Origin of the sequence: Salmonella sp. A29-2 (assembly GCF_020150755.1) — a bacterium.
Lineage (GTDB): Bacteria > Pseudomonadota > Gammaproteobacteria > Enterobacterales > Enterobacteriaceae > Salmonella > Salmonella enterica.
In genome coordinates this window covers 814,865-836,738 of sequence record NZ_CP083731.1, presented here as the reverse complement: position 1 = coordinate 836,738, position 21,874 = coordinate 814,865, and the positions used below count along the sequence as shown (strand labels likewise).

The 21,874-nt window shown below is 52.9% G+C and carries 21 protein-coding genes and 1 other RNA gene; 6 read left to right on the top strand and 16 right to left on the bottom strand.

The window, feature by feature from the left end; genetic code table 11:
• Together dsbC and xerD are read right to left on the bottom strand one after the other, a co-directional pair.
• Positions 1–714 carry a bifunctional protein-disulfide isomerase/oxidoreductase DsbC gene (dsbC, locus tag K8W53_RS04085; RefSeq protein WP_023223829.1) on the bottom strand — a complete coding sequence of 238 codons (714 nt, stop codon included), beginning with the start codon at positions 712–714 and terminating at the stop codon, positions 1–3.
• Positions 715–737: 23 nt separating this feature from the next.
• Positions 738–1,634 (bottom strand): site-specific tyrosine recombinase XerD, encoded by an 897-nt coding sequence (gene xerD / locus K8W53_RS04080; protein ID WP_000434302.1) that lies wholly within the window; start codon positions 1,632–1,634, stop codon positions 738–740.
• A 112-nt stretch (positions 1,635–1,746) separates the two neighbouring features.
• On the opposite strand from xerD, the gene fldB reads away from it, so the two are divergent.
• On the top strand, positions 1,747–2,268 hold the full coding sequence (fldB, locus tag K8W53_RS04075; RefSeq protein WP_001055885.1) for a flavodoxin FldB: 522 nt from the start codon (positions 1,747–1,749) through the stop codon (positions 2,266–2,268).
• A 52-nt stretch (positions 2,269–2,320) separates the two neighbouring features.
• On the opposite strand, the gene K8W53_RS04070 is transcribed toward fldB, so the two are convergent.
• On the bottom strand, positions 2,321–2,734 hold the full coding sequence (locus K8W53_RS04070; protein ID WP_000244756.1) for a protein YgfX: 414 nt from the start codon (positions 2,732–2,734) through the stop codon (positions 2,321–2,323).
• Positions 2,715–2,981, bottom strand: coding sequence for an FAD assembly factor SdhE (gene sdhE / locus K8W53_RS04065; protein ID WP_000351186.1), 267 nt, complete (start codon positions 2,979–2,981; stop codon positions 2,715–2,717). Before sdhE ends, K8W53_RS04070 begins: the two co-directional genes overlap by 20 nt.
• Before the next feature lie 249 nt (positions 2,982–3,230).
• On the opposite strand from sdhE, the gene ygfZ reads away from it, so the two are divergent.
• Positions 3,231–4,211 carry a tRNA-modifying protein YgfZ gene (gene ygfZ, locus K8W53_RS04060; protein WP_000874178.1) on the top strand — a complete coding sequence of 327 codons (981 nt, stop codon included), beginning with the start codon at positions 3,231–3,233 and terminating at the stop codon, positions 4,209–4,211.
• A 115-nt stretch (positions 4,212–4,326) separates the two neighbouring features.
• On the opposite strand, the gene trhA is transcribed toward ygfZ, so the two are convergent.
• Positions 4,327–4,986: a PAQR family membrane homeostasis protein TrhA gene (trhA, locus tag K8W53_RS04055; RefSeq protein ID WP_000250289.1), complete on the bottom strand. Its 660-nt coding sequence runs from the start codon at positions 4,984–4,986 to the stop codon at positions 4,327–4,329.
• Between the two features lie 163 nt (positions 4,987–5,149).
• Positions 5,150–5,461, bottom strand: a complete 312-nt coding sequence (gene yqfB / locus K8W53_RS04050) for a N(4)-acetylcytidine aminohydrolase (protein WP_001182976.1) — start codon at positions 5,459–5,461, stop codon at positions 5,150–5,152.
• A 157-nt stretch (positions 5,462–5,618) separates the two neighbouring features.
• Here yqfB and bglA point away from each other — a divergent pair, with 157 nt between their 5' ends.
• Positions 5,619–7,052 carry a 6-phospho-beta-glucosidase BglA gene (gene bglA, locus K8W53_RS04045; RefSeq protein ID WP_001230143.1) on the top strand — a complete coding sequence of 478 codons (1,434 nt, stop codon included), beginning with the start codon at positions 5,619–5,621 and terminating at the stop codon, positions 7,050–7,052.
• A 47-nt stretch (positions 7,053–7,099) separates the two neighbouring features.
• On the opposite strand, the gene K8W53_RS04040 is transcribed toward bglA, so the two are convergent.
• From K8W53_RS04040 to K8W53_RS04005, 8 genes are all read right to left on the bottom strand, one after another.
• The gene (locus tag K8W53_RS04040; RefSeq protein ID WP_000819375.1) at positions 7,100–7,993 is read right to left on the bottom strand and encodes a transporter; all 894 of its coding nucleotides are present in this window, start codon (positions 7,991–7,993) and stop codon (positions 7,100–7,102) included.
• Positions 7,994–8,448: 455 nt separating this feature from the next.
• Complete coding sequence (gene gcvP, locus K8W53_RS04035; RefSeq protein WP_052939275.1) at positions 8,449–11,322, bottom strand: aminomethyl-transferring glycine dehydrogenase; 2,874 nt, start codon at positions 11,320–11,322, stop codon at positions 8,449–8,451.
• A 162-nt stretch (positions 11,323–11,484) separates the two neighbouring features.
• Positions 11,485–11,874, bottom strand: coding sequence for a glycine cleavage system protein GcvH (gcvH, locus tag K8W53_RS04030; RefSeq protein ID WP_001295377.1), 390 nt, complete (start codon positions 11,872–11,874; stop codon positions 11,485–11,487).
• 25 nt (positions 11,875–11,899) lie between these two features.
• Positions 11,900–12,994: a glycine cleavage system aminomethyltransferase GcvT gene (gene gcvT, locus K8W53_RS04025; protein WP_000068738.1), complete on the bottom strand. Its 1,095-nt coding sequence runs from the start codon at positions 12,992–12,994 to the stop codon at positions 11,900–11,902.
• 455 nt (positions 12,995–13,449) lie between these two features.
• A complete protein-coding gene (gene ubiI, locus K8W53_RS04020; RefSeq protein ID WP_001192144.1) occupies positions 13,450–14,652 on the bottom strand; it encodes an FAD-dependent 2-octaprenylphenol hydroxylase in 1,203 nt (400 codons plus the stop codon).
• A gap of 125 nt (positions 14,653–14,777) precedes the next feature.
• Positions 14,778–15,956 (bottom strand): 2-octaprenyl-6-methoxyphenyl hydroxylase, encoded by a 1,179-nt coding sequence (ubiH, locus tag K8W53_RS04015; protein ID WP_001635505.1) that lies wholly within the window; start codon positions 15,954–15,956, stop codon positions 14,778–14,780.
• Positions 15,953–17,269, bottom strand: coding sequence for a Xaa-Pro aminopeptidase (pepP, locus tag K8W53_RS04010; RefSeq protein ID WP_000193681.1), 1,317 nt, complete (start codon positions 17,267–17,269; stop codon positions 15,953–15,955). The genes ubiH and pepP overlap by 4 nt, the downstream gene beginning before the upstream one ends.
• Positions 17,270–17,294: 25 nt before the next feature.
• Positions 17,295–17,873 (bottom strand): YecA family protein, encoded by a 579-nt coding sequence (locus K8W53_RS04005; RefSeq protein WP_000027236.1) that lies wholly within the window; start codon positions 17,871–17,873, stop codon positions 17,295–17,297.
• A 166-nt stretch (positions 17,874–18,039) separates the two neighbouring features.
• Between K8W53_RS04005 and zapA the strand changes: the two genes are divergently transcribed.
• From zapA to K8W53_RS03990, 3 genes are all read left to right on the top strand, one after another.
• Positions 18,040–18,369 (top strand): cell division protein ZapA, encoded by a 330-nt coding sequence (zapA, locus tag K8W53_RS04000; protein WP_001276011.1) that lies wholly within the window; start codon positions 18,040–18,042, stop codon positions 18,367–18,369.
• Positions 18,370–18,410: 41 nt separating this feature from the next.
• A non-coding RNA gene (ssrS, locus tag K8W53_RS03995) (6S RNA) lies at positions 18,411–18,594 on the top strand.
• Between the two features lie 20 nt (positions 18,595–18,614).
• Complete coding sequence (locus tag K8W53_RS03990; RefSeq protein WP_052939277.1) at positions 18,615–19,211, top strand: 5-formyltetrahydrofolate cyclo-ligase; 597 nt, start codon at positions 18,615–18,617, stop codon at positions 19,209–19,211.
• A 380-nt stretch (positions 19,212–19,591) separates the two neighbouring features.
• Here K8W53_RS03990 and serA read toward each other — a convergent pair whose 3' ends face one another.
• Both serA and rpiA read right to left on the bottom strand, forming a co-directional pair.
• Positions 19,592–20,824, bottom strand: coding sequence for a phosphoglycerate dehydrogenase (serA, locus tag K8W53_RS03985; RefSeq protein WP_001151627.1), 1,233 nt, complete (start codon positions 20,822–20,824; stop codon positions 19,592–19,594).
• A 266-nt stretch (positions 20,825–21,090) separates the two neighbouring features.
• Positions 21,091–21,750, bottom strand: a complete 660-nt coding sequence (gene rpiA, locus K8W53_RS03980; RefSeq protein ID WP_000189741.1) for a ribose-5-phosphate isomerase RpiA — start codon at positions 21,748–21,750, stop codon at positions 21,091–21,093.
• Between the last annotated feature and the right edge of the window lie 124 nt (positions 21,751–21,874).

Sequence of the window (21,874 nt, the reverse complement as noted above, 5' to 3'; positions counted from 1 at the left end):
TTATTTACCACTGGTCTGTTTTTGATACTCATCAAGAAACGCTTTCATCTCTTTCGGTCCCTGATAGCCAGGCACCACATAGCCGTTACTCAATACAATGGCTGGCGTACCGCTAACGCCCAACTGCACGCCCAACGCATAATGATCAGCAATGTTCACGTCACAGCTTGCCGGTTTCACGCCCTTACCTGCCATGGCGTCATCAAACGCTTTGTTTTTGTCTTTGGCGCACCAGATAGATTTCATATCCTGCTCCGCCTGGCTTTCCAGCCCCTGGCGCGGGAAGGCCAGATAACGTACCGTGATCCCCAGCGCGTTATAATCTTTCATCTCTTCATGTAGCTTATGACAATAGCCGCAGGTGATATCGGTAAAAACAGTAATGACATGTTTCTCATCCGGCGCTTTATAGACGATCATCTCTTTTTCCAGCGCATTTAGCTGGCTCATCAGCAGTTTGTTCGTCACGTTTACCGGATGCGCGCCGCTCACGTCATACATCGGCCCTTGAATAATATGTTTGCCGTCATCAGTGACGTACAGTACGCCGCTGTGAGTGAGGACGGTTTTCATCCCTGCCACTGGCGAGGCCTGAATTTCCGTACTCTGAACGCCCAGCTTAGCCAGCGACTGACGGATAGCCGCATCATCCGCATGGGCCACGCCTGAAAACGCCGCCGCCAGTAAAGTGAACATCATAAAACGCTTTTTCATAAACTATCCTTTCCTGTCAGCACTCATGCCCGCGGATGGTGCTGTTGATGAAGTTGACGCAAACGCTCCGTTGCGACATGCGTATAAATTTGTGTCGTCGAAAGATCGCTATGCCCAAGTAGCATTTGTACAACGCGCAAGTCGGCGCCGTGATTCAGCAAATGCGTGGCGAAAGCGTGACGTAAAACATGCGGCGATAGTTTTTCGCTATCGATTCCAGCTAGTACCGCATAATGTTTAATACGGTGCCAGAAGGTCTGCCGCGTCATCTGCTGCGCACGCTGGCTGGGGAACAATACGTCAATCGATACGCCATTGAGTAACCAGGGACGCCCATGCTCCAGATACGTTTCCAGCCAATATACCGCCTCTTCGCCTAACGGCACCAACCGCTCTTTATTGCCTTTACCGATAACCCGCACCACGCCCTGCCGCAGACTGATATCGCTCATTGTCAGCCCCACCAGTTCCGACACGCGCAAACCGGTGGCATACAGCACTTCCAACATAGCTTTATCGCGCAACTCCAAAGGTTGATCAATAAGCGGTGCCTGCAAGAGCCGTTCAACCTGCGCCTCGCTAAGGTCTTTCGGTAAACGCTGCGGAAGCTTAGGCGAGGCCAACTGCGCGCTCGGATCATCCTCACGATACTTTTCACGGTACAGATGCTGGAAAAAGCGCCGCATAGCGCTTAACAGGCGTGCGGAGCTGGTCGCTTTGTATCCGCCCTCCACCCGTTCAGCCAGCAGCGTTTGTAAATCATCAGCCTGCGCCGTCGCAAGCGTTTTTCCGCGATGATGCAACCACGCAACGACCATCGATAAATCGCGACGATACGCGCTTAATGTATTTTCCGCCAGATTTCGTTCCAGCCACAGGGCATCCAGAAACTGCTCAATACGCGCTAAATCCTGTTCCATTCGCGCTCCCCACTTCACGCTGACTTTGAGTGCATTATGCCTCATTGTGCCGTGAATGCAGCGATTCTGTTACACTACCCGCAACGCTATAGCAGAATCGAGATGTAACGTAATGAACATGGGTCTTTTTTACGGTTCCAGCACGTGCTACACCGAGATGGCCGCAGAGAAAATTCGCGATATCCTCGGCCCGGAGCTGGTGACATTACATAACCTTAAGGATGACGCCCCCGCCTTAATGGAGCAGTACGACGTGCTCATTTTAGGCATCCCCACCTGGGATTTTGGCGAAATTCAGGAGGACTGGGAAGCCGTCTGGGAGCAACTGGACGATCTCAATCTGGAAGGCAAAATCGTTGCGCTTTACGGTATGGGCGACCAGCTCGGCTACGGTGAGTGGTTCCTGGATGCGCTGGGTATGTTGCATGACAAACTTGCCCTCAAAGGCGTTAAATTTGTCGGCTACTGGCCCACAGAAGGCTACGAATTTACCAGCAATAAACCGGTCATTGCGGATGGGCAACTGTTTGTCGGCCTGGCGCTGGATGAAACGAACCAGTACGATCTCAGCGATGAGCGTATACAGACCTGGTGTGAACAAATTCTCGGCGAAATGGCCGAACACTACGCCTGAAGCCTTACTCGCTGTATTTCCCTCTCGACGGAACCGCGTTTACGCCGTTCCGTTAGTGTTGGCCTGATATCGGCTGCTGTAACAGTATCCGACGCAACTCACGCCATTCCGCTTCTTCCATGCTATCCGCCGCCAGCCATAAATGCTGATGACGTCCAGACTCTGCGCGTAAACGCAACACCATCCCGCTTTTCAGTAACCAGGGCGGACGCAAGAGCGTCCAGTCCTGCCCCTGCCAGCGTAAGCGCCCGTCCATGAGTAGCTTGATCTCTCCCTGACAGGTATTAATCCTGCGCTGGCTACGTACACAGTCAAACACGACCAGCGACAGTAGTATCATCCATAACGGGGTATAACTCAGCGGCCAGGGCATCAATAAAATCACCGCGGCAACCAGCCCATGAATGAGCAATGAGATCCACTGAGCGCGCCATGAGACGCGTAAATCAGATTGCCACAGGACCACGTTCCCGATTCCGTGTCTGAATGAGTCGGACCATCTGTTCCAGTTCAGCGTCAGCCGGTTTACCGTGATTCATTAACCAGTTAAATAAATCCGGGTCGTCACTCTGCAACAAACGGACAAAAATACGCTTTTCTTCATCACTTAAACTATCGTACTCATGTTCAAAAAACGGCATGATGGAAATATCAAGTTCGCGCATACCGCGACGACATGCCCAGTGAATACGTGCTTTATTGTGAATATCCATGTTCTTCCTGCCTCGCGAAAATGAAGTACCGGGCTATTGTAACGTGTTTTTGGCGTTGTTTTACGGGAATCTCAGTAATCTGGAACGCGATCGCGAAATAAAAGGCTGGGAATCAATACGTTCATCCGTTTTGGATACCGCCTCGCAAAACGATCAATCCGCTCTCAATGGGCTATTTAAAGCACTTGCAATGACCGATGGCTCTTTTACCATTAACCATTATTGTTGCAGCTAACCAGGACATTATTTATGGCTTTTATCTCCTTTCCACCACGTCATCCTTCATCGTCAGCCCGCCTGCCGCTGACGCTGATCGCGCTTGACGACTGGGCGCTGTCGACCATTACCGGCGTAGACAGTGAAAAGTATATTCAGGGCCAGGTCACCGCTGACGTAAGCCAGATGACTGAACAGCAACACCTTCTCGCCGCCCACTGCGATGCTAAAGGTAAGATGTGGAGCACTCTGCGCCTGTTCCGTGAGCGCGACGGTTTCGCCTGGATTGAACGCCGTAGCGTGCGTGAAGCGCAATTAACGGAGCTGAAAAAGTACGCCGTATTTTCCAAAGTGGTCATCGCGCCGGATGACGAACGCGTATTGCTTGGCGTGGCAGGTTTTCAGGCCCGCGCGGCGCTGGCTAATGTCTTTAGCGTACTGCCCAATAGCGAAAATCAGGTGGTCAGAGACGGCGCCTCCACGCTGCTATGGTTTGAACATCCTGCGGAACGATTCCTGCTTGTCACCGATGTCGCGACGGCCAACATGTTAACAGAGAAGTTGCATGGCGAAGCCGAACTGAATAACAGCCAACAGTGGCTGGCATTGGATATTGAAGCAGGCATTCCGGTGATTGACGCGGCGAACAGCGGTCAGTTTATCCCCCAGGCGACTAACCTACAGGCGCTGGGCGGCATCAGCTTCAAGAAAGGCTGCTACACCGGACAGGAGATGGTCGCACGGGCAAAATTCCGCGGCGCCAATAAACGCGCGCTTTGGTTGCTGGCGGGCAAAGCCAGCCGGGTACCGGAAGCAGGAGAAGATCTGGAGCTACAGATGGGCGAGAACTGGCGTCGTACCGGCGCTATTCTGGCGGCGACGCAGTTGGACGATGGTCAGTTACTGGTTCAGGCCGTCATGAATAACGATTTAGAAGCCGAAAGCGTCTTCCGTGTTCGCGACGATGCCAACACCCTGCATATCGTCCCGCTGCCTTACTCGCTGGAAGAGTGATATCACGTTAAAAGCCGGATAGCCTGATAGCGCAACGCCATCAGGCTCGCACGTGCTGCTCTCGTAGGCCGGATAAGGTACGACAGCGCCGCCATCCGGCACGGGCATCCGGGAATTACGCCTGTCCCACATACAAATAGATGGCCAGGAAGTGGCACACGCTGCCGCCCAGCACAAAGCCATGCCAGATGGCGTGGTTATAAGGTATGCGTTTGCAAACATAGAAAATTACGCCTAGCGAGTAAACGACGCCACCTACCGCCAGCAGCGTCACGCCGCCTATCGCCAGCTTAATCGCCAACTGATAAACCACTATCAGCGACAGCCAGCCCATTGCCAGATACGTAACCAGTGAAAGCACTTTAAATCGGTGCGCAATCGTCAACTTGAAGAGGATACCGAATAGCGCCAGGCTCCAGATCACAATCATTAGTCCGCGCGCCAGCGGCGAATCCAGACCTACCAGCAGAAATGGCGTATAGGTTCCGGCAATGAGCAGATAGATAGCGCAGTGATCAAATTTCTTTAACCAGATTTTTGCCCGCTGATGAGGAATGGCATGATAAAGCGTTGAGGCAAGAAAAAGCAGGATCATGCTCCCGCCATATAAACTGTAGCTGGCGATAGCCGTCATACCCGCATTCGCCTCTACCGCCTGAACCAACAACAGCACCAGGCCGACAATACCAAATACCAATCCAATGCCGTGGCTAATACTGTTGGCGATTTCCTCAGCCAGCGAATATCCCTGCGTCATTAATGGTTTTTGCACCATAACTTACTCCGGAGAAACGTTCATAACGATGAACTGCGCCTCTAGCGTAACTGAGAATGGTTCCAGTGAACACATGTTAGCTAAAATAAATTCTCAAAATTAAATTTTGTTTATTATTCAATAAGTTAATTACAAAAACTCAACTAACACGCGTTCATATTTATCAAAGGCATTTAAAATCAATCACATAAAATTGCGTCTGGTTGGGATAGATTTCAGCAATGACCCGTTTCAGCTCATCAAGCGACATATTTTCCTGTTGCGCATGTTTTTCGTTCAGCGTATCCAGCGTCACAGTTGACGTTCCTGTCACTTCGATTGTGCAAAAATAGCCATCATCTTCGAACCGTCCCACGCGTAGCACATCGCCTGCTTTAAAGTGGGACTCGGAGGCATCACGAATAGTGATGGTTTTACGCCCTGCCAGAATGTCATTCTGGAAACGTTGAAAGAAAGTAATGTCGTTTGGCTGCATGTGGTTATCCCCTGAATATGGCCCCTTGAAGTGGATGTTACGATCTGAATGTGTTCTTGTCCCGACACGCGAGCATCCTGGAATTTTGCGTACGCTTTACATGCCATTTGGTGCAGAATGAATGATAACAGACTAAATAAATTGAGATTATGCAACAATGAGAAAACTCACCCTGCCAAAAGATTTTTTATGGGGCGGCGCGGTTGCCGCACACCAGGTTGAAGGCGGCTGGAATAAAGACGGTAAAGGCCCCAGCATCTGCGACGTGCTAACCGGCGGCGCACACGGCGTGCCACGCGAAATCACCCAGAATGTCGTTGCTGGCAAATACTATCCGAACCACGAGGCGGTGGATTTTTACGGACATTACAAAGAAGACATCCGTCTTTTCGCCGAAATGGGGTTCAAATGCTTCCGTACCTCTATTGCCTGGACGCGTATCTTCCCGAATGGCGACGAATCCCAGCCAAACGAGGCCGGTCTGAAATTCTACGACGACATGTTTGATGAGTTACTCAAATACAACATCGAACCGGTCATTACCCTTTCTCACTTTGAAATGCCATTACATCTGGTACAGCACTACGGCGGCTGGACCAATCGTAAAGTGGTTGATTTCTTTGTCCGCTTTGCTGAAGTCGTGTTTGAACGCTACAAACATAAGGTCAAATACTGGATGACCTTCAATGAAATTAACAACCAGCGAAACTGGCGCGCGCCGCTGTTTGGCTACTGCTGTTCCGGCGTGGTGTATACCGAGCATGAGAATCCAGAAGAAACCATGTATCAGGTCTTACATCATCAGTTTGTCGCCAGCGCGCTGGCGGTAAAAGCGGCACGTCGTATTAATCCACAGATGAAAGTGGGCTGCATGCTGGCGATGGTCGCGCTGTATCCTTTCTCCTGTAAACCAGAAGATGTGATGTTTGCTCAGGAGTCGATGCGTGAACGCTACGTCTTTACCGATGTGCAGCTGCGCGGCTATTACCCGTCCTATGTGTTGAACGAGTGGGAGCGCCGCGGATTTAACATCAAAATGGAAAATGGCGATCTTGAAGTGCTGCGCGAAGGCACCTGCGATTATCTTGGTTTCAGTTATTACATGACCAACGCGGTCAAAGCCGAAGGCGGTAGCGGCGATGCGATTTCCGGTTTTGAAGGCAGCGTACCGAACCCCTATGTTAAAGCATCTGACTGGGGCTGGCAGATTGACCCGGTGGGTCTGCGCTATTCATTGTGTGAACTGTACGAACGCTATCAAAAGCCGCTGTTTATTGTCGAAAACGGTTTTGGTGCTTACGACAAAGTAGAAGAAGATGGCAGCATCAACGACGACTACCGAATTGACTACCTGCGCGCCCATATTGAAGAGATGAAAAAAGCGGTGACTTACGATGGTGTCGACCTGATGGGCTACACGCCGTGGGGCTGCATCGACTGCGTCTCGTTCACCACCGGTCAGTACAGCAAGCGCTACGGCTTCATCTACGTGAACAAGCACGATGACGGTACGGGCGATATGTCGCGTTCGCGTAAGAAAAGCTTCAACTGGTACAAAGAGGTGATTGCCAGCAACGGCGAGAAGCTTTAACTCCTGCACGTTACCCGCCAGTCGGCGGGTAACACTTTGAACGAGTCTTACCAGGTCTTACCTATTTTAAATTCCCAGCGTACATCTTCCATTTTGGTTGGCGACTTCGCTTCCTGCATTACCGGGAAGAAGGCTCCGGCACCAAACCATAATTTCAGTGAATCGACGGCAATATTAAATGACGGACCAACAACCCATTCGGTAGTTCCAGAATGGTTATTAATTACGCTGCCATTAGACAGTTTTTTCGTTCCAGAGGCATTATTGCTGTAGGCACTTTCCAGACCAAGATCCAGCGGTAAATCGCTAAACATATACCGCACCTGGGTATTCCACTGGAATTCGTTACCTCGTTTCACGTCCTGGTTACCGCGCTCAAATGGTCCCTGATATACAAAACCCATATCCCCTTTAATGTTAGGAGTAAATAATTTTGTTAAAGTGAGTGTTACTCTTCCTCCCCAGGCGCTATTCCCAGGCAAATGATTATCTCCATCTTGCCCGGTGGGTAGTAATACTGCCCCACCTACCGTAACCCAAAACGGATCACCTCTTCGCTGGCTCATTAAAGCATAATTGACCCCCACCGATTGGTCGCCCATTCCCTCTATGTGCTCAGGAGACAGATTGTCTCGTTTGTTATTGATATAGGAACCCACAGTTGATAATTCCAGTCTGTCGGTCAAACCGTAACGAATCTTCAATAACCATATCTGGGAGTAAACATCCGGACTTCCGTGCCCCTCGATTTGATGATCTTTATCGCGAAATGAGCTATTCACGGCGGTTAATAACTTTCCTTCCGGCAATACTGAACCACCAGAAATAGCGGTATTAACTGGTGCACCTAATAGATTACTGGGATTATTTTCTCCGTTAGCTGCCATTGCATTCATTAATAGAAAATATGTCATTAATGGCAGAAATATAAATCGTTTCATTATTCCCTCCAGGTATAAAAAACAAAGCGCTAAGTTAATAAATATTTACGTTATTTATGTTTATTTTTAATTTATAATTTAAATTAATAACTTGATGAATTTAATATACGGAAATTTTTGTAACTATATTGAGAGGTAAATAACGATTCCGGAGAGAAACTATTTGTAACTACATGTAAATATACTGTGTTGTTTTGATTAAATAACAGCAAGGTAAAAATGATGCACAATGAATCATTAGGCTCTAAAAAAGCGGTAATTTAATTCTGGCTAATACACTGATACAAACGCCAGGTTGCCTGACAGGAGCCAACGATTTACTGTAATATATTGAATTAGTAACACTTTGCAGCCTGAATAAGGCACTCACACTGCATCCGACATAAACAAAACGCACTTTATTAACAAGCTGAAAAGGCGCCGAAGCGCCTTTAGAAAACAGTCGAATCAGTAAATTACTGGTAGTCGCTAATCGGTACGCAGGAGCAGAACAGGTTACGGTCGCCATAAACATCATCCAGACGTTTCACCGTCGGCCAGTATTTGTCTGCCACGCCTGCCGGGAATACGGCAACTTCACGGCTGTACGGATGCGCCCACTCGGCGACCAGTTCGCTCTGAATGTGCGGCGCGTTCACCAGCGGGTTATCTTCCAGCGGCCAGACACCCGCTTTCACCTGGTCAATCTCTGCGCGAATAGCCAGCATCGCATCGATAAAGCGATCCAGCTCAGCCTTACCTTCAGATTCCGTCGGTTCAACCATCAGCGTGCCCGCCACCGGGAACGACATGGTTGGCGCGTGGAAACCGTAGTCGATCAGACGCTTGGCAATATCCAGCTCGCTGATGCCGGTTTCTTCTTTCAGCGGACGAATATCAAGAATACATTCGTGCGCCACACGGCCATCGCGACCAGTATACAGTACCGGGTACGCGTCTTTCAGACGGCTGGCAATGTAGTTAGCGTTAAGAATCGCGACCTGGCTTGCCTGCTTCAGGCCTTCTGCGCCCATCATGCGGATGTACATCCAGCTGATTGGCAGGATAGAGGCACTACCGAACGGCGCCGCAGACACCGCGCCCTGACGGGTTAACATGCCTTCGATTTGCACCACGCTATGACCCGGTACGAACGGTGCCAGATGCGCTTTCACGCCGATCGGTCCCATGCCTGGGCCACCGCCGCCGTGCGGAATGCAGAAAGTTTTATGCAGGTTAAGATGCGAAACGTCCGCGCCAATAAAGCCCGGTGAGGTAATGCCGACCTGAGCGTTCATGTTCGCGCCGTCAAGGTAAACCTGACCGCCGAACTGGTGCACAACTTCACACACTTCACGGATCGTTTCTTCATAGACGCCGTGGGTGGACGGATAGGTCACCATGATGCAAGAGAGGTTCGCAGCATGTTGTTCTGCTTTGGCCCGCAGATCGTCCAGGTCGATGTTGCCGTTCTTATCACACGCCACAACCACCACCTGCATTCCTGCCATATGTGCAGAAGCAGGGTTAGTGCCGTGAGCAGAGGCCGGGATCAGGCAGATATCGCGATGCCCTTCGTTGCGGCTTTCGTGATAGTGACGAATCGCCAGCAGCCCCGCGTATTCCCCCTGTGCGCCGGAGTTAGGCTGCATACAGACGGCGTCGTACCCGGTGAGTTTCACCAGCCAGTCAGAAAGCTGGCTAATCATCTGATGATATCCTTCGGCCTGTTCCGGCGGGCAGAACGGGTGCAGTTCAGCGAATTCCGGCCAGGTGATAGGAATCATCTCGGCGGCGGCGTTCAGCTTCATGGTGCAGGAACCCAGCGGGATCATCGCCTGATTCAGCGCCAGATCTTTACGCTCCAGCGAGTGCATATAGCGCATCATCTCGGTTTCGCTGTGGTAACGGTTAAATACCGGATGCGTCAGAATCGCATCGTCACGCAGCATACCTTGCTGAATGGAACGGCTATCAAGCGCCACGTCTTTATCCAGTGTTTCAATGTTCAGACCGTGGCTGTCGCCCAGCAAAACATTGAACAACTGCGCCACATTCTCACGGGTGGTGGTTTCATCGAGGGTAATACCAACCGCGTTATGAATATCGCTGCGCAGATTGATCTCTGCCGCTTCCGCACGCGCCAGTACCGCAGCTTTATCAGCTACTTCCACACACAGCGTGTCAAAGTAGTGCGCATGACGCAGCTTTAAGCCTTTCTGTTGCAGACCGGCCGCCAGAATATCGGTCAGGCGGTGGATACGATTCGCAATGCGTTTCAGTCCAACCGGTCCATGATAAACGGCATACAGACTGGCGATGTTAGCCAGCAGTACCTGCGAGGTACAAATGTTGGAGTTCGCTTTCTCACGGCGGATATGCTGCTCGCGAGTCTGCATCGCCATGCGCAGTGCGGTATTGCCCGCCGCATCTTTTGAGACGCCGATAATACGGCCTGGCATGGAGCGTTTAAATTCGTCTTTGGCGGCAAAGAACGCCGCATGCGGGCCACCGTACCCCATCGGTACGCCGAAGCGTTGCGCAGAGCCGAAAACAATGTCCGCGCCCTGTTTACCCGGCGCGGTAAGCAGCACCAGCGCCATAAAGTCGGCGGCGACGCTGACCACAACTTTACGGGATTTCAGCTCAGTAATCAGTGCGCTGTAGTCGTGAATTTCGCCCGTGGAGCCAACCTGCTGCAACAGCACGCCAAACACATCCTGGTGATCCAGTGCTTTCGCCGCGTCATCCACAATGACGTCAAAGCCAAAGGTTTCGGCACGCGTACGCACGACGTCCAGAGTTTGCGGATGGACATCAGAGGCGACAAAGAACCGGTTGGCATTTTTCAATTTGCTGACGCGCTTTGCCATCGCCATCGCTTCAGCGGCGGCGGTCGCTTCATCCAGCAGCGAGGCGGAAGCCATGTCCAGCCCTGTCAGGTCCAGCGTCACCTGTTGGAAGTTGAGCAGCGCTTCCAGACGCCCCTGAGAGACTTCCGGCTGATAAGGAGTGTAGGCGGTATACCAACCCGGATTTTCCAGCATGTTGCGCAGGATAACCGGCGGTAGCTGCACGGCGGTGTAGCCCATGCCAATATAGGACGTGAAGCGCTTGTTACGCCCGGCGATGGCTTTTAATTCCGCCAGTGCGGCATATTCGGTTGCCGCCTCGCCAACCTGCGGCGGAGTCGCGAGCTGAATGTCTTTCGGCACAATCTGACCTGTCAGCGCGTTTAACGACTCGGCGCCAACCGCATTCAGCATCTCTTGCTGCTGCGCGGCGTCCGGTCCGATGTGGCGTTCAATGAAAGCGCCGCGGTTTTCAAGCTGGCTTAACGTCTGTGTCATGGGCGATGGTTCCTGAAACGTGCAGTGAATCGTGATTGTCTCTAACTCAATTGCCCGGTGGCGCTGACGCTTACCGGGCCTACGCGTGCGAAAACGAATACGCAAAATCATTCGCGTTGCAGTGAGTAGGCCGGATAAGCATTAGCGCCATCCGGCACAACATTATTCGTCTTCTAACAATGCCTCGTACGCGGTGGCATCCAGCAGCGATTCAAGTTCGCTTTCATCGCTGGCTTTGATTTTAAAGATCCAGCCACCGGCATACGGTTCGCTGTTCACCAGCTCCGGGGAGTCGCTCAGCGCATCGTTTACCGCCACGATCTCGCCGCTTACCGGCGCATAAATGTCGGACGCCGCTTTTACGGACTCCGCCACGGCGCAGTCGTCGCCCGCGCTTACGGTCGCGCCGACTTCCGGCAGATCAACAAAAACCATATCGCCCAACAGCTCCTGAGCGTGTTCAGTAATGCCAACGGTGTAAGTGCCATCCGCTTCTTTACGCAGCCATTCGTGTTCTTTGCTGTATTTCAGTTCTGCGGGTACGTTGCTCATCAATTAATCTCCAAAAAAGGATGAATCACGCGACGGCTTTGCCGTTACGCACAAAAACAGGTTTAGTCACTTTTACCGGCATTTCACGGTTACGAATTTGTACAATCGCCGTCTCGCCAATGCCCGCCGGAACACGCGCCAGCGCAATGCTGTAGCCCAACGTTGGGGAAAACGTCCCGCTGGTGATAATGCCTTCTTGCTGATTGCCCTGCGCATCGGTAAAACGCACCGGCAGTTCATTACGCAATACGCCTTTCTCGGTCATCACCAGACCGACAAGCTGCTCATGGCCTTTTTCACGCTGCATCTCCAGCGCCTCACGGCCAATAAAGTCGCGGTCAGCAGGTTCCCAGGCGATAGTCCATCCCATATTAGCCGCCAGCGGAGAGATACCTTCATCCATCTCCTGACCGTACAGGTTCATGCCTGCTTCCAGACGCAGCGTGTCGCGCGCGCCAAGACCGCACGGCTTCACGCCCGCCTCCACCAGCGCACGCCAGAAATCCGCCGCTTTTTCATTCGGCATGGCGATTTCATAGCCTGCTTCGCCGGTATAACCGGTGGTGGCGATAAACAGATCGCCCGCCTGAACGCCGAAGAACGGCTTCATACCTTCTACTGCATGGCGCTGTTGGTCAGTAAACAGAGTCGCCGCTTTTTCCTGCGCATTCGGCCCCTGTACCGCAATTAGCGACAGGTCGTCACGAACGGTGATGTCGATGGCATAAGGTTCAGCGTGTTGGGTAATCCAGGAGAGGTCTTTTTCGCGGGTGGCGGAGTTAACAACGAGACGGAAGAAATCTTCAGTGAAGTAGTAGACAATCAGGTCATCAATCACACCGCCCGATGCGTTAAGCATACCGGAGTAGAGGGCTTTACCCGTCTTCGTTAGCTTCGCGACGTCGTTTGCCAGCAGATAACGTAGAAACTCTCGTGTACGGCTGCCATGAAGATCGACAATGGTCATATGCGATACATCAAACATCCCGGCATCGGTGCGCACAGCGTGGTGTTCATCAAGCTGAGAGCCGTAATGCAGGGGCATCATCCAGCCATGAAAATCGACCATGCGGGCGCCGCATAGCGTGTGTTGTTCGTACAAAGGCGTCTGTTGGGCCATCTTTTCCTCGTTGAATTAGCGGGGGCTAACAACCATTTTCATGGGAAATCTTCGCCACGAAACCTGGCATCGACGCCCTTTTTCCTGCGCCGACGCAAACGTTCTCTTGTTCCTGAACTTACCACCGAACCAGGCGCTAAACCATAAGGCTGAATTTACCATCACATTAGCTTATGACTAAAAAACGCTAAAATCCCATCAGCACAAAAAACCACTATTACGCTAAATAACCGTCATAAAAAGGAAGCTGATACGATTTATCACAACATAAATTAATATTAAATGCGGAAAAAATGTCGAAAATCGCGTTCGCTAAAAATAGTGGCATTAGAAAATATAATGCGAAATAGGCGGTGAAATTAGATTATTTCAAACGAGGAAAGCCCCCCCGGCGCGATAGCCGGGAAAGCAAAGTGTGACGGGTTTCAAACTCTTGCTGGCGTGCAGTCAGACGCTTAACGAAGCCATTGCGGAAGGTCGTTTAGCCCCATTGCCTGGCGAAGCAGTTGGGGTTTGACGCCGGGGAGCGTATCCGCCAGTTTCAGCCCGATGTCGCGCAGCAATTTTTTTGCCGGGTTTTCGCCGGCAAACAGGTCACGAAAACCTTGCATCCCGGCAAGCATCATCGCCGCGCTATGTTTACGGCTACGCTCATAACGACGGAGATAAAGATGTTGACCAATGTCTTTGCCCTGGCGCTGAAGCCGGCGCAGATCGTCCACCAGTTCGGCCGCGTCCATAAAGCCGAGGTTGACGCCTTGCCCTGCCAGCGGGTGGATGGTGTGCGCGGCATCGCCGACCAACGCCAGACGATGCGCGGCAAACTGGCGAGCATAGCGGCCCGTCAGCGGAAAAACCTGCCGTTCGCTTTCCAGGCGGCATAAGCCCAGCCGATTATCGAAGGCGATAGTCAACGCCTGGTTAAACGCCTCGTCGCCGCTCTGTTGCATACGCTCCGCATCCTGCGGAGAAAGCGACCAGACAATGGAACACAGATGCGGATCGCTTAACGGCAAAAACGCCAGAATACCTTCACCATGAAACACCTGGCGAGCAACCGCGCCGTGCGGCTCTTCGGTGCGGATAGTCGCTACCAGCGCATGGTGACGGTAGTCCCAGAAGGTTAAGGGGATATCCGCTTTGTTACGCAGCCAGGAGTTGGCGCCATCCGCGGCAATCACCAGACGCGCGGTTAACATCGCGCCGTCTTTTAAAGTCAGGAAGGCGTCGTTCTCTCCCCAGGCGACCTGCTGTAACTCCGCTGGCGCCATTAAGGTGATATCCGCCGCTTGCTGCGCTTTTTGCCACAGTGCGTAGTGAATGACGCTGTTTTCAACAATATGCCCCAGATGGCTATATCCCATGCTTGCGTCATCAAACGTAATACGGCCAAAGCTGTCTTTATCCCAGACTTCCATACCGTGGTAGCAACTTGCCCGTCGCGCCACAATGTTTGACCATACGCCAAGACGGGTAAGCAGTTTTTCGCTGGCGGCATTAATCGCCGACACCCGAAGCTGAGGCGGCGCATCGTTCGCCAACGGCTGGGGGACAACGTGATCCAGTACCGCAACGCGCAAACCGCTCCCCTGCAAGCCGCAGGCGACAGCCAGTCCCACCATGCCTCCGCCAACTATTGCTACATCAACACTTTGCACTATTTACTCCTGGAAACCGGAACAATCAAAACCGTAGGCCGGATAAGGCGAAGCTGCCATCCGGTATTTTTACGAACACGATGCCGGATGGCGGCGTAAATGCCTTATCCGGCCTACAGATCTGCTTAACGCGCAACCCAACCTAAGGTCCGCTGTGCCAGCGCATCGCGCGCAGGCGGTAATAATTCCATCGCCATTAAACCGATATTGCGCCCAATAACCAGCGGCGCCCAACGATTTGCAAACAGATGGACCAGACCGTTCGTTACGCCAATCGTCGTATCCCGGTCAACCTGACGACGCTGCTGATAGCGCGATAACACGTGCCAGGCGCCAATATCCTCGCCCGCGTCCTGTGCCGCGACCAGCGTTTCCGCCAGGCTCATGACATCGCGCAGACCGAGATTAAACCCTTGTCCGGCGATAGGATGCAACGTCTGCGCCGCATTGCCGACCACGACAGTCCGGTGAGTAAACACTTTTGCCGCCGTAGTCAGGGCAAGCGGATACGCGCTGCGCTTCCCCGCCTGAGTAATTCGCCCCAGCCGCCAGCCGAACGCGGCCTGCAACGCATGACAGAACTGCGCGTCGGACCAGCTCAGCACCTCATCGCGCTGGTCGAGCGGGTGACACCAAACCAGCGAACATCGGCCATGCGACATCGGCAACATCGCCAGCGGGCCATTGGGGGTAAAACGTTCAAAGGCGCGTCCCTGGTGCGGGATAGCGGTCGCGACATTCGCTATCACCGCTAACTGTTCGTAAGGCTCCTGACGCCAGTCAACGCCGCAGGCTGACGCCAGCGCGGAGTGGGTACCGTTAGCCGCCACCAGCACGCTGCCAGCTATCACATTGCCATTTTCCAGTGTGACGTTAACCTGCTGTTGGGTACGCGACACGCTGGCTACGCGCTCCGGGCAGTGCAGCGTAACGCCTGGCGCTTTACGCAAGAGCGCAAACAGACGCAGCCCGATATCATGCAGCTCCGCAACGTGACCCAACGCTGCCAGACTGTAGTCCTGCGCGTCGAGAGTCACAAATCCGGCATGGCCGCGATCGCTGACGTGTACGGTGTTGATTGCCGTTGCGCAATCGGAAATCGCCTGCCAGACGCCAATTCGCGCCAGTTGCTGGCAAGTGCCCGCCGCCAGCGCAATCGCTCTGGCGTCAAAGCCGGGATGACCGTCGGCTTCAGGCGCTTTCGCTTCAATCAGGTGTACCGGCAACGTCCCATGACTGAACTGAGAGATGGCCAGCGCCAGCGTCGCGCCTGCCATGCCGCCGCCAACGATAATGACGCTCATTGCTGCCGCGCCGCCGCCATTAATGCCTCAATGTCATCCGCCTTCTTCACAACGCCAGCGGTCAGGTTTTCATTACCGGTTTCGGTAATGACAATGTCATCTTCAATTCGAACGCCAATGCCGCGATACGCTTCCGGCACGTCGGCATCCGGCGCGATATAGAGGCCTGGCTCTACGGTCAGCACCATGCCCGGCTCCAGGATGCGGGAGCGATCCGGCCCATAAACGCCGACATCATGAACATCCAGCCCCAGCCAGTGGCTCAAGCCATGCATAAAGAAAGGACGGTGCGCATTTTCGGCAATCAGTTGATCAACCTCTCCTTGCAAAATCCCCAGCTTCACCAGCCCGGTTATCATGATGCGCACGACTTCGCCGGTCACCTCCTGAATAGAGGTACCAGGACGGAACAGTCGCAGGCTGGTCTCCAGCGATTCCAGAACGATGTCATAAATTTCACGCTGGGCTGGCGTAAATTTCCCGTTCACCGGGAAAGTACGCGTGATGTCGCCCGCGTAACCTTTATATTCACAGCCCGCGTCGATAAGCACTAAATCGCCGTCGCGCATTTCACTTTCGTTTTCAGTGTAATGCAGGATACAGCCATTTTCGCCGCTGCCGACAATGGTGTTATAGGAGGGATAGCGCGCGCCGTGGCGATTAAATTCGTGGTGAATTTCCCCCTCCAGCTGATACTCAAACATCCCCGGACGGCATTTTTCCATCGCGCGGATATGCGCCAGCGCGCTAATTTCCCCGGCGCGGCGCAGGACAGCAATCTCTTCCGGCGATTTGAACAGGCGCATCTCATGGACGATCGGTCGCCAGTCAGTCATGGTGGCCGGCGCGGTCAGATTCTGGCGGGAGCCTTTACGCAGCTTCTCCAGCGCAGCCAGAACAATCTCGTCGGCATACGCATATTCGCCCTGCGCGTGGTACACCACATCCAGACCATTAAGCAACTGAAAGAGTTGCTGGTTGATTTCGCTAAACGCCAGCGCCCGGTCAACGCCCAATTTTTCCGGCGCGGCATCCTGTCCTAAACGGCGACCAAACCAGATTTCCGCCGTCAGGTCGCGAACGCGGTTGAACAAAACGCTGTGGTTGTGGGTGTCATCACTCTTAATCAGTACCAGCACGGCTTCCGGTTCGTTAAAACCGGTGAAATACCAGAAGTCGCTACTCTGGCGATACGGATATTCACTGTCTGCGCTGCGCGTCGCCTCCGGCGCGGCAAAGATCAGCGCGGCGCTGCCGGGCTGCATTTGCGCCAGTAATGCCTGGCGACGGCGTTGGTATTCCTGCTGAGTCATGACATGGCCTCCATTTCGTTTTTTCTTAGTGTAGCGTCGGTTTACGCACTTCCGGCGCGGTCGGCTGTTGGCGCGTGAAAGTGTCATGACATAACAGCGCCGCAACACGGACATATTCGATGATCTCTTCGAGCGACATCTCCAGCTCTTCCTGATCTTCGCTCTCATCATAACCAAGCTGCGCAATATTACGCAGGTCGTCAATCGCTTCACCCGTTTCGCCGGTGACTTTATCAAGTTTAGGCTGCGTTACGCCGAGGCCAAGCAAAAAGTGGTTAACCCACCCGGCTAATGCATCTGCGCGATCGAATACGCTGACATCGTCGCCTTCAGGCAGATAAAGCTGAAAAAGAAAGCCGTCGTCTTCCAGCGCGTCGCTGGTCGCCGCGTGCATTTTGCGCAGCGCCTGAGCAAGCTCATGCCCGAAGGCCAGACCTTCGTTCGTCAGGTCGTGCAACAGCGGCTGCCATGAGCTGTCGTTGTTGCCGCCGCAAATCATCCCGCTGATTAAACCATGCATTTCAGCCGGGGTCAGACCGGCCCCTTGTTGATTCAAAAACCGGTTCATTTCGTTGTAACCAGGCATTTCGTTCTGTATAGACATAAGCATTCGTCATCAAAGGGAGGATATTCATGATATGCTACCACTTTGGACCCTGGTGAACCAGAAAAGGGCTTGTATCTTCACACCAGGGTAGCTATAGTGTCGCCCCTTCGCGGACCCTGGGTCTGGAGACGAAGGCAGCGCAGTCAATCAGCAGGAAGGTGGCATGTCTGCACAACCCGTCGATATCCAAATATTTGGCCGTTCACTGCGAGTGAATTGCCCGCCTGACCAAAGGGATGCGTTGAATCAGGCTGCGGACGATCTGAATCAGCGGTTGCAAGATCTGAAAGTTCGCACTAGAGTCACAAATACTGAGCAGTTGGTTTTCATTGCCGCATTGAATATCAGCTATGAGTTAACTCAGGAAAAAGCGAAGACCCGCGATTACGCGGCGAGCATGGAACAACGTATTCGGATGCTACAACAGACCATCGAACAGGCGTTGCTTGATCAAGGTCGCATAACCGAAAAAACGGGCCAAAACTTTGAATAACACTTTTCGCTTTACTATGGTAAAGTGATTGTGAAAACAGAATTTCTCTGAGATGTTTGCAAGCGGGCCAGTCCCCTGAGCCGATATTTCATACCACAAGAATGTGGCGCTCCGCGGTTGGTGAGCATGCTCGGTTCGTCCGAGAAGCCTTAAAACTGTGACGACACATTCACCTTGAACCAAGGGTTCAAGGGTTACAGCCTGCGGCGGCATCTCGGAGATTCCCCTTCTGACTGGCGACAGCCATGACGCAACTTCCCGAACTCTCTTTATCACGACAAGAAATCCGCCGAATGATTCGGCAACGTCGCCGTGCGCTAACGCCAGAGCAGCAACGCCGCTTTGGTCAACAGGCCGCCGCCCGAATGCTCAGTTTTCCTCCCGTCGTGATGGCGCACACTGTCGCCGTGTTTCTCTCCTTTGATGGCGAACTCGACACCCAGCCGCTGATAGAAAAGCTATGGCAAGCGGGCAAGCGCGTCTACCTTCCGGTTCTTCATCCCTTTAGCCCTGGCAACCTCCTGTTCCTGCACTATCATCCGCAGAGTGCGCTGGTGACCAACCGCTTAAAGATCCAGGAGCCACGGCTTGATGTCCGCGACGTATTGCCGCTGGCAAAGCTGGATGTGCTGGTAACGCCATTAGTGGCGTTTGACGAAGACGGGCAGCGCCTGGGGATGGGCGGCGGATTTTATGACCGCACGCTACAAAACTGGCAGCAGCATAAGATCCAGCCCGTGGGCTACGCGCATGATTGCCAGTTAGTAGAAAAGCTGCCGGTTGAAGAGTGGGATATCCCGCTGCCTGCGGTGGTGACGCCATCCAAAATTTGGGAGTGGTAGCCGTGTTTTGCCGATTGACAGCGTCGCTTTTTTGACCTAAATTTCTCGGTGAAGGGTGAGGGAGGCGAACCTCCCTCCTGCGTACTCTCTGTTAATATGCTGGGCAAGCGATGATTAACAGGATCAGCAGCATGATGACGTATCTCATCATCGTCCCTTTCCTTTTTAGAGCCCCTGCCTCGCCAGGGGCTTTCCCGTTTCAGCGCTATGCTGAGCCCTTATCGTAAATTCCTTTTATTGCTGTACAACACGCAACGCTGCCTTTAATTACCAATTGCGGCAAGGCTCGAAAACAGAATGTATGCGTTACACGAAGAGATGTTGAGGCAGGGAAACCAGAGAAAGGATGGGCAGGTCATCTCCTGCCCATTTAGAGGAAATTAGTACAGCAGACGGGCGCGAATGGTGCCCGGAATCGCCTTCATCGCCAGCAGCGCTTTCTCCGCCACATCGCCATCGGCTTCTATATCAATCACCACATACCCCATTCGGGCGGAGGTTTGCAGATACTGTGCGGCAATGTTAACGCCCTGCTCGGCAAAGATCTGGTTAAGCGCGGTCAATACGCCCGGGCGGTTTTCGTGGATGTGCATCAGGCGACGACCGCCGTGCAGCGGCAGCGACACTTCCGGGAAGTTCACGGCGGACAGCGTCGAGCCGTTATCCGAGTACTTAATCAGTTTTCCTGCGACTTCCAGACCGATGTTTTCTTGCGCCTCCTGCGTCGAGCCGCCGATATGCGGCGTCAGGATCACGTTATCGAATTCGCACAGCGGAGAGGTAAACGGATCGCTATTAGTGGCCGGTTCCGTCGGGAAGACGTCGATAGCCGCCCCCGCCAGATGTTTCGTCGCCAGCGCGTCGCACAAAGCCGGGATATCCACCACCGTACCGCGCGCGGCGTTAATCAGCAGCGAACCCGGCTTCATCAGGGCAATCTCTTTTGCGCCCATCATGTTTTTGGTGGAGGCGTTTTCAGGTACGTGCAGACTGACCACATCGCTCATATTCAGCAATTCAGACAGGTGCTGCACCTGAGTTGCATTACCAAGCGGCAGTTTATTTTCAATATCATAGAAATAGACATGCATCCCCAGCGATTCCGCCAGAATGCCCAACTGCGTTCCGATATGGCCGTAACCGATAATGCCAAGCTTTTTACCGCGCGCTTCGAACGATCCCGCCGCCAGTTTATTCCATACGCCGCGGTGCGCTTTGGCGTTCGCTTCCGGCACGCCGCGCAGCAACAGCAATAGCTCGCCAATCACTAGCTCCGCCACGGAACGGGTATTCGAGAATGGCGCGTTAAAAACCGGAATACCGCGTTTTGCCGCCGCATTTAAATCCACCTGGTTGGTGCCGATGCAAAAACAGCCAATCGCCACTAGCTTCTCTGCGGCGTTAATCACTTCTTCTGTCAGATGAGTACGGGATCGCAGACCGATGAAGTGGGCATCGCGGATGGACGCTTTCAACTGTTCAGCATCCAGCGCGCCCTTGTGATATTCAATGTTGGTGTAACCTGCCGCACGAAGGCTTTCCAGCGCCTTTTGATGCACCCCTTCAACCAGCAGAAATTTAATTTTATCTTTCTCCAGCGATACCTTTGCCATTTCCCCGATCCTGTCTTTTTTTGCCATCTGATGTTGTGTGTGGATTTGCATCCGTCCTTCAACATATCAAAAAAAATTATCACGGCAATATGAACGTTTGCGCCAGCGTCGTGAAGGAATCGCATACAGCGGGAAATAGCAGATGAAAATACCGGGAATAACTTTTTCTTTGGAGGGATCGGCAGGGCAAACGATTAAACGTGATACATGTCACCAAATTTGCCCTGACCGAATTTTTTACGCGGCAGGAAATACGCCTGGCGGGATCATTTTACGATGGTTTTCACCCCGTCCGGCGTGCCGATCAGTGCGACATCGGCGCCACGATTGGCGAACAACCCTACGGTCACGACGCCCGGAATCGCGTTAATGGCGTTTTCCAGCGCGATGGGATCAAGGATTTCCATACCATAAACATCCAGAATCACGTTGCCGTTATCCGTGACCACGTTCTGACGGTACTCCGGACGCCCGCCCAGCTTCACCAGTTGACGAGCGACCGCGCTGCGCGCCATCGGAATCACTTCGACCGGCAACGGGAATTTGCCAAGAATATCCACCTGTTTAGAGGCATCCGCAATACAGATAAATTTCTCCGCCACGGAAGCAATAATTTTCTCACGGGTTAATGCCGCGCCGCCGCCTTTGATCATCTGCATATGACCGTTGATTTCGTCCGCGCCATCGACATAGATACCCAGGCTATCCACTTCGTTGAGATCAAACACATGAATACCGAGGCCTTTGAGTTTTTCAGTCGAGGCGTCCGAGCTGGAGACCGCGCCTTCAATCTGGCCTTTCATTGTGCCCAGCGCATCAATAAAGTGTGCGGCCGTTGAGCCTGTACCAACGCCCACAATGGTGCCGGGCTGTACATACTGAAGTGCCGCCCATCCTACCGCTTTTTTCAGTTCATCCTGCGTCATAGATCGTTTCGCCTGTGGTGTGAAAATACAGCCGCATTATAGAACATTGTCGGGAAAAATCTCCGTGTCCGTACACAGGCTACGGATTTCATCTGTACCGACGGCAAATTTATGTCATAGTGCG